The sequence below is a fragment of the Streptomyces sp. NPDC020958 genome, from assembly GCF_055562175.1.
In genome coordinates this window covers 387,391-400,203 of record NZ_JBVHFU010000002.1, presented here as the reverse complement: position 1 = coordinate 400,203, position 12,813 = coordinate 387,391, and the positions used below count along the sequence as shown (strand labels likewise).

General features: G+C 70.9%; 13 protein-coding genes. 7 read left to right on the top strand and 6 right to left on the bottom strand.

The features are described from left to right. Positions 1-85: 85 nt before the first annotated feature. Both ACZ3KP_RS07640 and ACZ3KP_RS07635 read left to right on the top strand, forming a co-directional pair. Positions 86-460 (top strand): F0F1 ATP synthase subunit epsilon, encoded by a 375-nt coding sequence (locus ACZ3KP_RS07640; RefSeq protein WP_132888912.1) that lies wholly within the window; start codon positions 86-88, stop codon positions 458-460. A 122-nt stretch (positions 461-582) separates the two neighbouring features. Continuing rightward, a complete protein-coding gene (locus tag ACZ3KP_RS07635) occupies positions 583-1,029 on the top strand; it encodes a DUF2550 domain-containing protein (RefSeq protein WP_467497252.1) in 447 nt (148 codons plus the stop codon). Positions 1,030-1,037: 8 nt separating this feature from the next. On the opposite strand, the gene ACZ3KP_RS07630 is transcribed toward ACZ3KP_RS07635, so the two are convergent. From ACZ3KP_RS07630 to ACZ3KP_RS07615, 4 genes are all read right to left on the bottom strand, one after another. Continuing rightward, on the bottom strand, positions 1,038-2,864 hold the full coding sequence (locus ACZ3KP_RS07630; protein WP_467497250.1) for a glycosyl hydrolase family 18 protein: 1,827 nt from the start codon (positions 2,862-2,864) through the stop codon (positions 1,038-1,040). A 155-nt stretch (positions 2,865-3,019) separates the two neighbouring features. Continuing rightward, positions 3,020-3,592, bottom strand: coding sequence for a cob(I)yrinic acid a,c-diamide adenosyltransferase (locus tag ACZ3KP_RS07625; RefSeq protein WP_366893424.1), 573 nt, complete (start codon positions 3,590-3,592; stop codon positions 3,020-3,022). Positions 3,593-3,605: 13 nt separating this feature from the next. Continuing rightward, complete coding sequence (locus ACZ3KP_RS07620; RefSeq protein WP_467497247.1) at positions 3,606-4,355, bottom strand: ABC transporter permease; 750 nt, start codon at positions 4,353-4,355, stop codon at positions 3,606-3,608. 13 nt (positions 4,356-4,368) lie between these two features. Beyond that, a complete protein-coding gene (locus ACZ3KP_RS07615) occupies positions 4,369-5,154 on the bottom strand; it encodes an ABC transporter ATP-binding protein (RefSeq protein WP_467497245.1) in 786 nt (261 codons plus the stop codon). Positions 5,155-5,235: 81 nt separating this feature from the next. Between ACZ3KP_RS07615 and ACZ3KP_RS07610 the strand changes: the two genes are divergently transcribed. The 4 genes from ACZ3KP_RS07610 (at position 5,236) to ACZ3KP_RS07595 (ending at position 10,082) form a co-directional block, all read left to right on the top strand. Continuing rightward, entirely contained in the window at positions 5,236-5,877 is a 642-nt protein-coding gene (locus ACZ3KP_RS07610; RefSeq protein WP_467497243.1) for a TetR/AcrR family transcriptional regulator, read from the top strand. 147 nt (positions 5,878-6,024) lie between these two features. Then, a complete protein-coding gene (locus tag ACZ3KP_RS07605; RefSeq protein WP_132888919.1) occupies positions 6,025-6,873 on the top strand; it encodes a 3-hydroxyacyl-CoA dehydrogenase family protein in 849 nt (282 codons plus the stop codon). A 150-nt stretch (positions 6,874-7,023) separates the two neighbouring features. Next, entirely contained in the window at positions 7,024-7,347 is a 324-nt protein-coding gene (locus ACZ3KP_RS07600) for an STAS domain-containing protein (RefSeq protein ID WP_053753244.1), read from the top strand. Between the two features lie 245 nt (positions 7,348-7,592). Then, positions 7,593-10,082 (top strand): ATP-binding protein, encoded by a 2,490-nt coding sequence (locus tag ACZ3KP_RS07595; RefSeq protein WP_467497240.1) that lies wholly within the window; start codon positions 7,593-7,595, stop codon positions 10,080-10,082. A gap of 205 nt (positions 10,083-10,287) precedes the next feature. Here the strand turns inward: ACZ3KP_RS07595 and nucS are convergent, their stop codons facing one another. Beyond that, positions 10,288-10,959: an endonuclease NucS gene (gene nucS, locus ACZ3KP_RS07590; RefSeq protein ID WP_358987176.1), complete on the bottom strand. Its 672-nt coding sequence runs from the start codon at positions 10,957-10,959 to the stop codon at positions 10,288-10,290. A gap of 278 nt (positions 10,960-11,237) precedes the next feature. On the opposite strand from nucS, the gene ACZ3KP_RS07585 reads away from it, so the two are divergent. After that, the gene (locus tag ACZ3KP_RS07585) at positions 11,238-11,630 is read left to right on the top strand and encodes an SCO5389 family protein (protein ID WP_046734776.1); all 393 of its coding nucleotides are present in this window, start codon (positions 11,238-11,240) and stop codon (positions 11,628-11,630) included. A gap of 105 nt (positions 11,631-11,735) precedes the next feature. Here ACZ3KP_RS07585 and ACZ3KP_RS07580 read toward each other — a convergent pair whose 3' ends face one another. Next, on the bottom strand, positions 11,736-12,776 hold the full coding sequence (locus tag ACZ3KP_RS07580) for an LLM class flavin-dependent oxidoreductase (protein WP_467497237.1): 1,041 nt from the start codon (positions 12,774-12,776) through the stop codon (positions 11,736-11,738). Positions 12,777-12,813 lie beyond the last annotated feature (37 nt).

Sequence of the window (12,813 nt, the reverse complement as noted above, 5' to 3'; positions counted from 1 at the left end):
GCGCGTCCCGCCCCCTCTCTCACGCCCCTTAGAATTGACCCCAACACCCGGCACCCCCTGCCGGGTGGTGACCCGAGGAGCCACCTTGGCTGCTGAGCTGCACGTCGCGCTGGTCGCGGCCGACCGAGAGGTCTGGTCCGGCGAGGCCACCCTGGTCGTCGCGCGCACCACGTCCGGCGACATCGGCGTCATGCCCGGTCACCAGCCGCTGCTCGGTGTGCTGGAGTCGGGCCCGGTGACCATCCGTACGAGTGAAGGCACCACGGTCGTCGCCGCGGTGCACGGCGGTTTCATCTCGTTCGCGGACAACAAGCTGTCGCTGCTGGCCGAGATCGCCGAGCTGTCGGACGAGATCGACGTCCAGCGCGTCGAGCGGGAGCTGGAGCGTGCGAAGGCGGAGGGCGACGCCACCGCCGAGCGGCGCGCCGACGTCCGCCTGCGGGCGGCGACCGCACGCTGACACCGCACGCTGTGCAATGACGTCATCCAGCCGCGGCTGGGACCTTCGGGTCCCAGCCGCGGCTGAGGTAGATCTGGGTCTTTTTACGTTCCATTACCTAGGAGACGGGGAGGTCGGTGCCGATGGTCCTCGCTCTGACTGTGGCTGGAATCGTGGTCGCGCTGGTGGTGGCGGGACTGTTCCTCTTCGGTCTGCGCCGCAGACTGATCCAGCGCTCCGGCGGCACCTTCGACTGTTCGCTCCGCTGGGACATCCCTGAGAAACCCGACGCCAACGGCAAGGGCTGGAGCTACGGCGTCGCCCGCTACAACGGCGACAGCGTCGAGTGGTACCGGGTCTTCTCCTACGCCTACCGCCCCCGCCGGGTCCTGGAGCGCGCCCAGATCGAGGTGGCCGGCCGCCGGCTTCCCGAGGGGGAGGAGGAACTGGCGCTGCTCTCCGACGCCGTGATCCTCTCCTGTACCCATCGGGGCACCCGCCTCGAACTCGCGATGAGCGAAGACGCGCTGACCGGATTCCTCGCGTGGCTGGAAGCAGCCCCGCCCGGTCAGCGCGTGAATGTTGCTTAGTGGTTCTTCTATGACAGCCCGGAGCTGATGGCGCTCACCAGTTCGCCGTTGCTGGTGTCGCCGCTGAACTCCCAGAAGAACGCGCCGCCGAGGCCCTGGGACTTCGCCCAGCTCATCTTCCCGGCGATCGTCGACGGGGTGTCGTACGACCACCAGTTGCTGCCGCAGTGGGCGTACGCCGTGCCTGCGACCGTGCCGGTGGCCGGGCAGGACGTCTTGAGGACCTTGTAGTCCTCGATGCCCTGCTCGTAGGTGCCCGCCGCGGGTCCGGTGGCCGTGCCGCCCGGGGCGTCCTGGGTGACACCGGTCCAGCCGCGTCCGTAGAACCCGATCCCGATCAGCAGCTTGCTCGCGGGCACCCCGATCGCCTTGAACTTGGCCATCGCGTCGGCGGTGGTGTAGCCCGCCTTCGGGATGCCGGTGTACGAGGTGAGCGGGGAGTGCGGGGCGGTCGGGCCGGAGGCGTCCCAGGCGCCGAAGAAGTCGTACGTCATCACGTTGTACCAGTTGACGTACTGTGCGGCGCCCGCGTAGTCGGCGGCCTCGATCTTGCCGCCGGCCGAGCCGTCGGCGGTGGTGGCCGCGGTGACCAGGGCACTGGAGCCGAACTTGGCGCGCAGCGCGGCCATCACGTTCCTGAAGGCCGCCGAGCCGCTGGTGTCGCAGCTCAGTCCACAGGCGTTCGGGTACTCCCAGTCGATGTCGATGCCGTCGAAGACGTCGGCCCAGCGGGGGTCCTTGACCAGGTTGTAGCAGGAGTCCGCGAACGCGGTCGGGTTGGCCGCCGCCTGCGCGAAGCCGCCGGACCAGGTCCAGCCGCCGAAGGACCACAGGATCTTGAGGTTCGGGTACTTGGCCTTCAGCTCGCGCAGCTGGTTGAAGTTGCCGGCCAGCGGCTGGTCCCAGGTGTCGGCGACGCCGCTGACCGACTGGTCGGCGGTGAACGTCTTCTGGTAGTCCGCGTAGGCGTCGCCGATCGCGCACTGGCCGTTGGTGACGTTGCCGAAGGCGTAGTTGATGTGTGTGATCTTCGCGGCGGAACCGGACGTCACCAGGTTCTTGACGTTGTAGTTGCGGCCGTAGATGCCCCACTCGGTGAAGTAGCCGAGCTTGACCTTGTCACCGGTGGTCGGGGGAGTGGTCGTGCCGCCCGTGGTGTGCACCGCGACCGCGCCGCTGACCGGGCCGGTCTGGTTCGCGGTGTCCCGGGCCTGGACGGCGTACGAGTAGTCGGTGCCGGCCGTGAGACCCGTGTCGGTGTACGAGGTGGTGGTGACCGTGGAGACGACCTTGCCGTCGCGCAGCACGTCGTAGTTCTTGACGCCCTTGTCGTCGGTGGCCGCCGACCAGTTCAGCTTCACCGAGGTGTCGGTGATGCCCGAGGCGGTGGGGGTGCCGGGTGCGGACGGGGCCGAGTCGCCGGGGTTGGTGCTGCCCCCGTCACAACTTCCGCCGTTGACCAGGCAGTTGCTGGGCGATCCGGAGCCGGCCCCGTTGAAGCCGAAGGAGACGGAGGCACCGGGGGCGAGGGTGCCGTCGTAGGACTTGTTCTTGGCGGTCCAGTGGGTGCCGGAGGAGGTGACGTCGGCGTCCCAGGCGGAGGTCACCGAGGTCCCGGACGGGAAGTCCCATTCGACGGTCCAGGAACTGATCGCGGCGGTCCCGGTGTTCTTGACGGTCCACTGGCCGCCGAAGCCGGTGCCCCAGTCCGAGGTCTTGGTGAAGGTCGCGGTCGCGGTCGTCGCGGCCTGGGCGGGGCTCGCGAGGCCGACCAGACCGGCCAGCGGGAGCAACAGGGTCGCGAACCCTGCCGCGGCTCTGTGTCTGAAGCGCATGCTGCGCCTCCCTCTTCGTCGGGGTGACGTGGGCATGACTGAGCCTTCATGCCCATGGTGCCGCGAGAATAGAAAGGTCTGGACCACCGGTCAATAGGTCTGGACCACCTTCGCGACACCGAGGCCGCTCCCCAACTCCCCTGCGGGGACGGGGACTACCGCTCCCCGCCCGGTACCCACAGCACGTCACCGGTGTCCTTGTTGGCCGTGCGGGCCAGGATGAACAGCAGGTCCGACAGCCGGTTGAGATAGGTCGCCGTCAGCGGGTTCATCGTCTCGCCGTGCGCCTCCAGGGCGGCCCACGTCGATCGCTCGGCCCGCCGTACCACCGTGCAGGCCTGGTGCAGCAGGGCCGCGCCCGGGGTGCCGCCCGGCAGGATGAAGGAGCGCAGTTTCTCCAGGCGCTCGTTGAAGCGGTCGCAGTCCGCCTCCAGCCGGTCGACGTAGAACTGCTCCACCCGCAGCGGCGGGAACTGCGGGTTCTCCACCACCGGCGTCGACAGGTCGGCGCCCACGTCGAACAGGTCGTTCTGCACCCGGGTGAGGACGGCGACCAGTTCCTCGTCCAGCCCGCCCAGCGCGATCGCCGTCCCGATCACCGCGTTCGCCTCGTTGGCGTCCGCGTAGGCCGAGATCCGGAGATCGGTCTTGGCGACCCGGCTCATGTCCCCGAGGGCGGTGGTGCCCTGGTCGCCGGTCCTGGTGTAGATGCGCGTCAGATTGACCATGTGACCAGCCTAGTTACGCTCCGGCCGTGCGGAAGACGCGTGTGCCCACCGTCACGGCGAGTGCCGAGAAGCCGAGGGCCACCAGCGCGCCGTACAGCATGTGGGCGGTCGTGTACGAGCCGACGTACGCGTCCCGTACCGCGTCCACCAGGTAGCGGAACGGCACGAAGTGGGACAGGACGTCCAGCCAGTCCGGCGCCAGCGTCATCGGGAGCATCAGGCCGGACAGCAGCATGGACGGCATGGTCAGGGCATTGATCATCGGCCCGAACTCCTGCGGCGTGCGGACCTTGAAGGCCAGCGCGTACGACAGCGACGCCAGCGAGACGGTCAGCAGGGCCACGAAGGCGAATCCGATCAGGATGCCGGGCAGCGGGGCGCGCAGGCCCATCAGTACCGCAGCGAGCACGAGCAGCACTGCCTGGAAGACGAAGACCGTCGCGTCGCGCAGGACCCGGCCCAGCAGCAGCGCGAGACGGCTGACGGGCGTCACGCGCATCCGCTCCACCACGCCCTGGCCGTTCTCGATGATGACCGCGAATCCGGCGAACGAGGCCCCGAACAGGCCCAGTTGCAGCAGCAGGCCCGGGACGAGCACCTGCCAGCTGGTGCCGCGGGAGCCCAACGGCAGACGCGTCAGCAGCGGCCCGAAGAACAGCAGGTACAGCAACGGCATCAGCACGCCGAAGAGCAGGGCGAAGCGGGAGCGCAGGGACTGGCGCAGGTAGCGGCCGTAGATGAGGCCGGTGTCGTGGAGCAGCATGTCTTCCGGGTTCCTATACGGCTACGGGGGTCGCGTCGGCCGGGGAGGGCCCGCGGCCGGTGATGGCGAGGAAGGTGTCCTGGAGGCTCGCGTCGATCGAGCCGCCGTACCGGAGCTTGAGGGCGCTCGGCGTGCCCTCGGCCACGACCACGCCCTGGTCGACGACGACCAGGCGGTCGGCGAGGGCGTCGGCCTCGTCCAGGTAGTGGGTGGTCAGGAAGACGGTGGTGCCGTGCTCGGCGCGCAGCCGGCGGACCACGTCCCACAGGTCGGCCCGGCTGCCCGGGTCCAGGCCGGTCGTCGGCTCGTCGAGGAAGAGCACGTCCGGGCGGTGGGTGAGGGCCATCGCGATGTCGAGGCGCCGCCGCTGACCGCCGGAGAGCGCGCCGCACTTGCGGTCGAGCAGGTCGGCGAAGCCCAGGTCGTCCGCCAGTTCCCGGGCCCGGGCGGCCGCCCGGGCCTTGGTCAGGCGGTAGAGGCGGCCCTGGGTGACGAGTTCCTCCCGGACGCCGATGTTCGTGTCGACCCCGCCCGACTGTGCCACGTATCCGCACGCGCGCCGCACTCCGGCCGGATCGGTCGCCAGGTCGCAGCCGGCCACCGAGGCGGTGCCCCCGGTCGGCGCGAGCAGGGTCGTGAGCATGCGCAGGGTGGTGGTCTTGCCGGCGCCGTTCGGGCCGAGGAAGCCGAGGATCTCGCCCTCGCGGACGGTGAGGTCGACCCCGCGCACGGCCTCCACCGGGCCGCTTCTGGTCTGGAAGGTGCGGGCCAGTCCGGCCGCGCTGATGACTGCTGTCATGCCGCCCAGAAAAACAGAGTCTCTGAAAATTTGCAATGTCCCCAAAATTTGAGGGAGCCCAGGTACGGTTACGATGCGGGCATGACGGAAGGGCTCAGGGAGCGGAAGAAGCGGCAGACCCGGCAGTACATCTCCGATGTCGCCACGGGCCTGTTCGTCGAGCGCGGCTTCGACGCCGTGACGGTCGCGGAGATCGCCGCGACCGCCGATGTCTCCGTCAACACCGTCTACAACTACTTCCCGGCGAAGGAGGACCTCTTCTTCGACCGTTCCGCCGGGGTGGTCGACCGGCTGGCCCGCTGGGTGCGCGGACGGCACCAAGGCGAGTCCGCCGCCGCCGCCGTCCTGCGGGAGTTGCGCGAGGAGGTCGAGGCGGTGTCGCCCCGGGTCGGCCTGATCCCCGGGTACTCCGCCTTCATGCGCGTCATCGAGGACGCGCCCGCGCTGCGCTCCCGGCTGTGGGCGATCGGGCAGGAGGTCCAGGCCAACCTCGAAGGCGCCCTGCGCGAGGAGACCGGCGCCGCGGCCGACGACCCGATGCCCGAGCTGATCGCCGGTCAGCTCGGCTGGGTGCACAGTACGGTCATGGCGGTCATCGGACGCGAAATGGTCAAGGCGCGCGATCCACGCGAAGTCTCCCGGGAGGTACTGGTCCTCCTCGACGACATGGAGGACCTGTTGAGCGAGCGGGTCCTCAACTACGCCGTGCGGGACGCTGAATGACCCGTGCCGACGCGGTCGCCTGACGGGACGTGACGGTTGTCTCACCCCCTGAGACCGTGACACGCATTACTTACCGGCTCTCCCGGGCGCTCCCGGCGCTAGGGTCCGGCCAAGAGGCATACCTAAACAGCGTGTAAGGGGAGCGGAGTGGCACGGAAGCTTGCCGTCATCGGTGCCGGCCTGATGGGTTCGGGCATCGCCCAGGTCGCCGCCCAGGCCGGCTGGGACGTGGTCCTGCGGGACGTCACCGACGAGGCGCTGGACCGTGCCGTCGGCGGTATCCAGGCCTCCTACGACAAGTTCGTGAGCAAGGGGAAGCTGGAGGCGCACGACGCCGACACCGCCCTGGCCCGCATCACCACGACCACCGACCTGGACGCGGCCGCCGACGCGGACATCGTGGTCGAGGCCGTCTTCGAGAAGCTGGAAGTCAAGCACGAGATCTTCCGTGCGCTCGACAAGATCGTGCGCCCGGAGACCGTCCTCGCCTCCAACACCTCCGCCATCCCGATCACCAAGATCGCGGCGGCCACCGAGCACCCCGAGCGGGTCGTCGGTGTCCACTTCTTCTCGCCGGTGCCGATGATGCAGCTCGTCGAGCTGGTCCGCGGCTACAAGACGAGCGACGAAACCCTCGCCACCGCGCGGGAGTTCGCCGAGTCCACCGGCAAGACCTGCATCGTCGTCAACCGGGACGTCGCCGGCTTCGTGACGACCCGGCTGATCTCGGCGCTCGTCGTCGAGGCCACCAAGCTCTACGAGTCGGGCGTCGCCACGGCCGAGGACATCGACCTGGCCTGCAAGCTGGGCTTCGGTCACGCCATGGGCCCGCTGGCCACGGCCGACCTCACCGGCGTCGACATCCTGCTGCACGCCACCGGCAACATCTACACCGAGTCCCAGGACGAGAAGTTCGCCCCGCCGGAGCTGATGCGCCGGATGGTTGACGCCGGTGACATCGGACGCAAGAGCGGGCAGGGCTTCTACACGTACTGATCCATCGGCCCCCGGATGCTTCACCCGCTGGGGTGAATTCGGTATCGGTTCGCTTACAGATGGCAACCTCTGACCGGTGAACGCCGTCAGAGGTTGCATCAACGGACAGCACTTTTCACGGAGTAGGACACGCACTCTCGGGGAGCGCATATGTACATCAGGGGCGACCACGCCGAGCTGGTCGTCGGGGGCCGCCTCGACGTCCGCAGCGCGGCGGACGCCCGCACGGTCCTGCACACGGCCGTCGACGACGGAGTCGGCGACCTGGTGCTGGACCTGTCCGAGCTGGACTCCTGGGACGCCACCGGACTCGGCGTGATCATGGGGGCTCACCGGCGGGCCGGCCGCTGCGGCCGCCGCCTGGTGCTGCGCGGGGTACCCCCGCAGATGCAGCGCCTGCTGGTGGCCACCCGGCTGCACCGGATCCTGGCGATCGAGGGGGGCATCGGAGTGGAGTCGCTGCCCCGCGTGTGACACCGCCCCCTGCGGGTATCGGGTCATCGGCCCACGTCAGGTGCAATCCTCATGAGACTGTGACGTCTCGGACGGCACGGCACCCCGGACTGTCGTAGATACTGTGCGAAGGTTTAAGGTTCGGTCGCCCGCTGCCTTGCCACCCTTCGAGCGCGGGCCCGGACCAGAAGCGACAGCGCAGTGTGCAACAGGCCGGGAGGGGCCGGTATGCACGGCACACGACGCTTTTGGGGGGCTAGGAACCTATGGACCCGATCAACACGGGACCCGAGGCGTACGGCCATGACAGCGACGGCACCACGCCGCGCCAGCGCCCGCCCAGGGAATCCCTGACCAACGACTTCGGCCAGAGCGCGCCGCCGCTCGCCCGCACGGCGCGGCTGGTCACCGGCGACTTCCTGCTCACGGTGAACCCGGTCGACGGCAGCGAGATAGAACCCTGCCCGCCGACCGAACGCCCCGGACGACCGGAGAAGCGCACCGCCGCCGAGCGCGCCGAGTACGAGCGCGCCGCCCTGCCGCCGGTACCGCCCGGCCCCGCCCGGCCCGTCCTGCCGCTCCTGGAGCGCCAGGACGACCGCGAGCGGCTCGTCCGACTCCTCGCCCGCGGCCGCTCCGTACGCCTCACCGGCCCCGCGGGCTCCGGCCGCACCGCGCTCCTCGACCTGGTCGCCGACGACTGCTCCGACCTCGCCCCCGACGGCGTGGTACGCCTCACGGGCTTCCACCGGGCACCCGAGGACCTCCTGCGCGACCTCTTCCACGCCGTCCACAAGGCGCCCGAGTACCGCCCGGACCACGAGGAGCTCCGCGAACTGGTCCGGGACATCGGCGCGGTCGTCGTCGTCGACGACCTCGAGTTCGGCGGCGCCGGGCTCGACGAGCTGATCGACGCCACCCCCGAGTGCGCCTTCCTGCTCGGCGCCACCCCGGACGTGCCGGCGCCGTCCGCCGACTCCGCCGTCGAGGAGGTCGTCCTCGGCGGCCTGGACCGGGCCGGGGGAGTGGACATCCTGGAGCGCACGGTCGGCCGGGTGCTCAGCGAGGAGGAGGCCAACTGGGCGGGCGACCTCTGGTTCGAGTCCGAGGGCCTGCCCCTGCGGTTCGTCCAGGCCGGCGCGCTGCTGCGGCAGCGCGACCAGCGGCGCGCCAGCACCGGCGCCGTCGACGAGTTCGGCGTCTTCGAGGACGCCCTGCCGGCCGACGCGCCCCTCGACACCGATGCCGTCGACGAGGCACCGCTGCCCTCCCTCGGCGAGGCCGCCGCGCCCGCCCCGCTGCTCGCCGCCCGCCTCAGCGCCTCCGCCCGTGCCACCCTGCGCTTCGCGGTCGCCCTCGGCGGCGAGGTGCCGCACCAGGCGCATCTGCCGGCCCTCGTCGGCGACACCCACGCGGACGCGGCCCTCGGCGAACTGGCGGGCTGCGGCCTGGTGTCCCCGGTGGGCTCCCGCTACCGCCTCGCCGCGGGCGTCCAGCAGCAGCTGGAGGCCGCGGGATACGCCGACGACATCGAGGCCCAGGCGCTCGCCGCCGCCCGGCACTACTCCTGGTGGGCCGGGCACCCGTCCGTCACCCCCGAGCGGGTCTGCGCCGAGGCCGACGCGATCCTCGCCGCCCTGGCGGTCGTGGTCCCGGCCGCGGTGCCGCCCGCGGAGGGCGAGGAGTCCACGCCGGTACGACTGGCCCGTACGGCCGCCCCCGCGTTCGCCGCGGGGCTGCACTGGAGCGCCTGGGAGCGCGCCCTGCGGGCCGGGGCCGAGGCCTCCCGGCTCGCCGGTGAGGTCGGCGACCAGGCCTACTTCCACCACGAGCTGGGCATACTCGCGCTCTGTGGCGGCCTGCTCGACCGGGCCCGCGCGGAACTGGAGGCGTCGATCGGGCTGCGCGGCGCGCTGTCCGACAAGCGGGGTACGACGGCCGGGCGGCGTGCGCTGGCCCTGGTCGCCGACCGCTCGGGCGAGGTGCTTCCCGTCCTCGCGGCGATGTCGGGCGACGAGGTCCCCGACGCCCGGCACGAGGAGTCCATATCCCCGGCGGGCGGGGTCACCAGGCCCTTCCCCGCCGTGCACTCCCCGACCTCGAACACGATCGTCACCCAACGCGTCGCGCAGGAGCCGGTAGGCCGGGGCGGTGTCGCGGGGCTCGGCCGGATGGCCCGCCGCAACCTGGTGGCGGTCGGCTCGGGCGTCCTGCTCACGGCGGTCCTCGGCACCGTGGTCGGCCTCGGCATGACCTCCCACGACAACGCCGACAACCCGTCCAACAACGTCAGCGTCAACCCTTCGGCGAGCGAGGGCACGGGCGACGGGGGCCCGGGGGCGGACCCGGGGCAGACCTCCGGCACGTCGAACCAGGGCGCCCCGACGACCAGGCCGACGAACCCCGGCCCGGACGGCTCCCTGGGCACCTCGGACGACCCGACGGCCCCGACGGACTCGGTGAGCCCTTCGGACACGCCTACGGGGACGAAGGGGTCGGGCTCCGGCGGTACGACCCACTCGCCGTCCACGTCGCCGTCGCCGACGAGGTCGACCTCGCACTCGCCGTCACCGACCCCGACGAAGTCCTCCGAGTCGCCTTCGGCGAGCCCGTCGGGCTCGCCCTCACCGGAGCCGTCCGACACCCCGTCCACCACGGACAGCGCCAGCGGCCCCGTCTCCGGCTCCCCGTCGGTCGCCACGTCCAGCCCCTCCGACAGCGTCACCCCGGGCACCTCCACCGGCACGGTCATCTGACCCACGCCCGAGGGCCGGTCTCCACGGGAGACCGGCCCTCGGGCGTACCCGCCGCCCCTCCGAACCGCCGCGACGGCGCTCAGCCGCCTCGGCGGTGCTCGGCGGTGCCGGACCGGCCCGAAGCTGTTCGGCACCGCCGGTCCGCACCGCCGTGGTGGAGCGCCGTCGCGGCGGACTCGAAGTGGGGCACCGGCGTCGTGGCGGGTCAGAACAGGCGCAGTTTGTCGTCCTCGATGCCTCGGAGGGCGTCGTAGTCGAGGATCGTGCAGCCGATGCCCCGGTCGGTCGCCAGGACCTTCGCCTGGGGCTTGATCTCCTGGGCCGCGAAGATGCCGCGGACCGGGGCCAGGTGGGGGTCGCGGTTGAGGAGTTCCAGGTACCGGGTGAGCTGTTCCACGCCGTCGATCTCACCCCGGCGCTTGATCTCGATCGCCACCGTCTGCCCCTCGGCGTCGCGGCAGAGGATGTCCACCGGGCCGATCGCGGTCATGTACTCGCGCCGGATGAGCGTGTAACCGTCGCCGAGCGTTTCGATGCGGTCGGCCAGCAGCTCCTGGAGGTGCGCTTCCACGCCGTCCTTGATCAGCCCCGGGTCCACGCCGAGTTCGTGCGACGAGTCGTGCAGGACCTCCTCCATGGTGATGATGAGCTTCTCGCCCGCCTTGTTCACGACGGTCCAGACGCCTTCCTCGTCACCGGTCCCCTCCTTCAGCGTGCACGGCGGCGACATCCAGTTGAGGGGCTTGTAGGCCCGGTCGTCGGCGTGGATCGAGACGCTGCCGTCCGCCTTGACCAGGATCAGACGGGGAGCCGAGGGGAGGTGGGCGGTGAGCCGGCCGGCGTAGTCGACGGAGCACCGGGCGATGACGAGACGCATGGTCGGCAACGCTACTCGACGCCCCGCCCTCCACGCGATTCGCTCGGGCAGCGCCGCGACCGGAGCCTGACGGGGCGCCTGCACACCTGTGTTCAAGTCTGGCCGATTGTGTGCCTAAAGGGACCGTCGCATATACGCAATCTCCTGGTGGGGTCACCGTCCGTTGCCTACCGTAGGGAACGGGAGGTCGCGGTGCGTGTACTCAGCGTGTTCGGTATCGCGAACCCCCTTTATCTGTCCGGCAACCCCTGCTGTTCGGGGGTGCGAGAGGAGAACCCATGTCGCTCGACGTCTCACCGGCCCTACTCGAACAGGCCGAGCGAGGCGAGGTCGACGAAGCAGAATTCGTCGACTGCGTCCGGACCTCCCTGCCCTACGCGTGGGAGATGATCAGCTCCCTGGTGGCCCAGCTGAAGGTGGACGGCGGACAGTTCGCCGACAACCAGACGCCCCCGCCGGACGAGCAGGCACGCGGTCAGCTGTTGCGTGCGCTCGCGAGTGACGCCATACGCGGCGCCCTGCAGCGGCACTTCGGTGTGCGGCTGGCCTTCCAGAACTGCCACCGGGTTGCGGTGTTCCCGCTGGACGCCTCGGTCGACGAGACGCTGGCCCGCTTCACCTCGGTGCGCAGTCAGCTGCTCAACCAGTCACCGGAACTCCGGGACTGCTGACGCGGTGTTTCACCACTGCTGAGGCAGTGAGCCGCTTGCTTGCCGCTCCGGACGCGGGAGGTGCATCACAGTCACTGGAGCGGCAAGCTCCCCGCGGCGGCCGGGTCACCTGAGGTGGGGGAGTACCTCGGTGCCCAGCCGCCGTACGTTCTCCTCCGTGGCCGCGAGATCCCCGGAGCCCTCGGTCAGCAGGGCGAAGCGGGAGATGCCGGTCCGCTCGGAGGTCGCGGCGAGCCGGTCGGCGCAGAGCCGGGGAGTGCCCACCGGGTGCAGTCCGCAGAGCAGTTCGGTGTACGCGAGCGGGTCGCGCATCGAGCGAATCCGGCCGTCCACCGTCACATGGGCCTCCAGCCCTTGCTTCAGCCAGCCGGGCATCGCCTTGGTCAGCGTCTCGGCGGCGTCGGCGCGGCTGTCCGCGATCTGGCAGACGCCGGCCGACACGTGGGCAGCCCCCGCGATCTCGTCGCCGGGCCGTCCGGCCGCCCGAGCGTGCTGCTTCCACAGCGCGACCATCTCGGCCTTCTCCTCGTCCCCCACGTGCATGCCGAGCAGCATCGGCAGCCCGCGTTCGGCGGCCAGCCGGACACTCGACGGCGAGGTGCAGGCGACCACGACCTCGGGGCCGGGAGCCTCCGCCAGGTCCTCCGTGAGCGCCTCGGACGGGCGGGGTACGACGGGGACCTCACGGAAGGAGAAGCGCGGTCCGTCGGCCGACACGGCCGGCTCGCGCAGCCAGCGCGTCAGCAGATCGAGTGATTCGGGGAAGCCGTGCTCGTACGCCTCCAGTCCGGAGCCGAACACCTCCAGGTCCACCCACGGTCCGCCCCGCCCCACGCCGAGCGTGAAGCGGCCGCCGCTCGTCACGTGGAGCAGCGCGGTCTGTTCGCCGAGGGCGACCGGGTGCACGGTGGGCAGCACACTGACCGCCGTGCCGACCCGCAGCCGCCGGGTGCGGCCCAGCAGCAGGGCCGCCAGCGTGATGGCCGAGGGGCACGTGCCGTACGGCACGAAGTGGTGCTCGGCCAGCCAGACCGCGTCCAGACCGGCCTCCTCGGACACCTCCGCCGTCCGCACCGCCCGGTGCAGGGCCTCCCCCTGGCCCTGGCCCGGGAACTGGGCGGCCAGCACAAAACTTCCTACGCGCATCGCTTTCCTGCTTTCCTGGCTCCTACCCGGAGCTCCC

What these genes read in the sequence shown, in the direction of transcription:
- ACZ3KP_RS07635 (WP_467497252.1), top strand. Translation starts at nt 583, where the DNA reads ATGGTCCTCGCTCTGACTGTGGCTGGAATCGTGGTCGCGCTGGTGGTG.
- ACZ3KP_RS07630 (WP_467497250.1), bottom strand. Translation starts at nt 2,864, where the DNA reads ATGCGCTTCAGACACAGAGCCGCGGCAGGGTTCGCGACCCTGTTGCTC.
- ACZ3KP_RS07625 (WP_366893424.1), bottom strand. Translation starts at nt 3,592, where the DNA reads ATGGTCAATCTGACGCGCATCTACACCAGGACCGGCGACCAGGGCACC.
- ACZ3KP_RS07620 (WP_467497247.1), bottom strand. Translation starts at nt 4,355, where the DNA reads ATGCTGCTCCACGACACCGGCCTCATCTACGGCCGCTACCTGCGCCAG.
- ACZ3KP_RS07615 (WP_467497245.1), bottom strand. Translation starts at nt 5,154, where the DNA reads ATGACAGCAGTCATCAGCGCGGCCGGACTGGCCCGCACCTTCCAGACC.
- ACZ3KP_RS07610 (WP_467497243.1), top strand. Translation starts at nt 5,236, where the DNA reads ATGACGGAAGGGCTCAGGGAGCGGAAGAAGCGGCAGACCCGGCAGTAC.
- ACZ3KP_RS07600 (WP_053753244.1), top strand. Translation starts at nt 7,024, where the DNA reads ATGTACATCAGGGGCGACCACGCCGAGCTGGTCGTCGGGGGCCGCCTC.
- ACZ3KP_RS07595 (WP_467497240.1), top strand. Translation starts at nt 7,593, where the DNA reads ATGGACCCGATCAACACGGGACCCGAGGCGTACGGCCATGACAGCGAC.
- nucS (WP_358987176.1), bottom strand. Translation starts at nt 10,959, where the DNA reads ATGCGTCTCGTCATCGCCCGGTGCTCCGTCGACTACGCCGGCCGGCTC.
- ACZ3KP_RS07585 (WP_046734776.1), top strand. Translation starts at nt 11,238, where the DNA reads ATGTCGCTCGACGTCTCACCGGCCCTACTCGAACAGGCCGAGCGAGGC.
- ACZ3KP_RS07580 (WP_467497237.1), bottom strand. Translation starts at nt 12,776, where the DNA reads ATGCGCGTAGGAAGTTTTGTGCTGGCCGCCCAGTTCCCGGGCCAGGGC.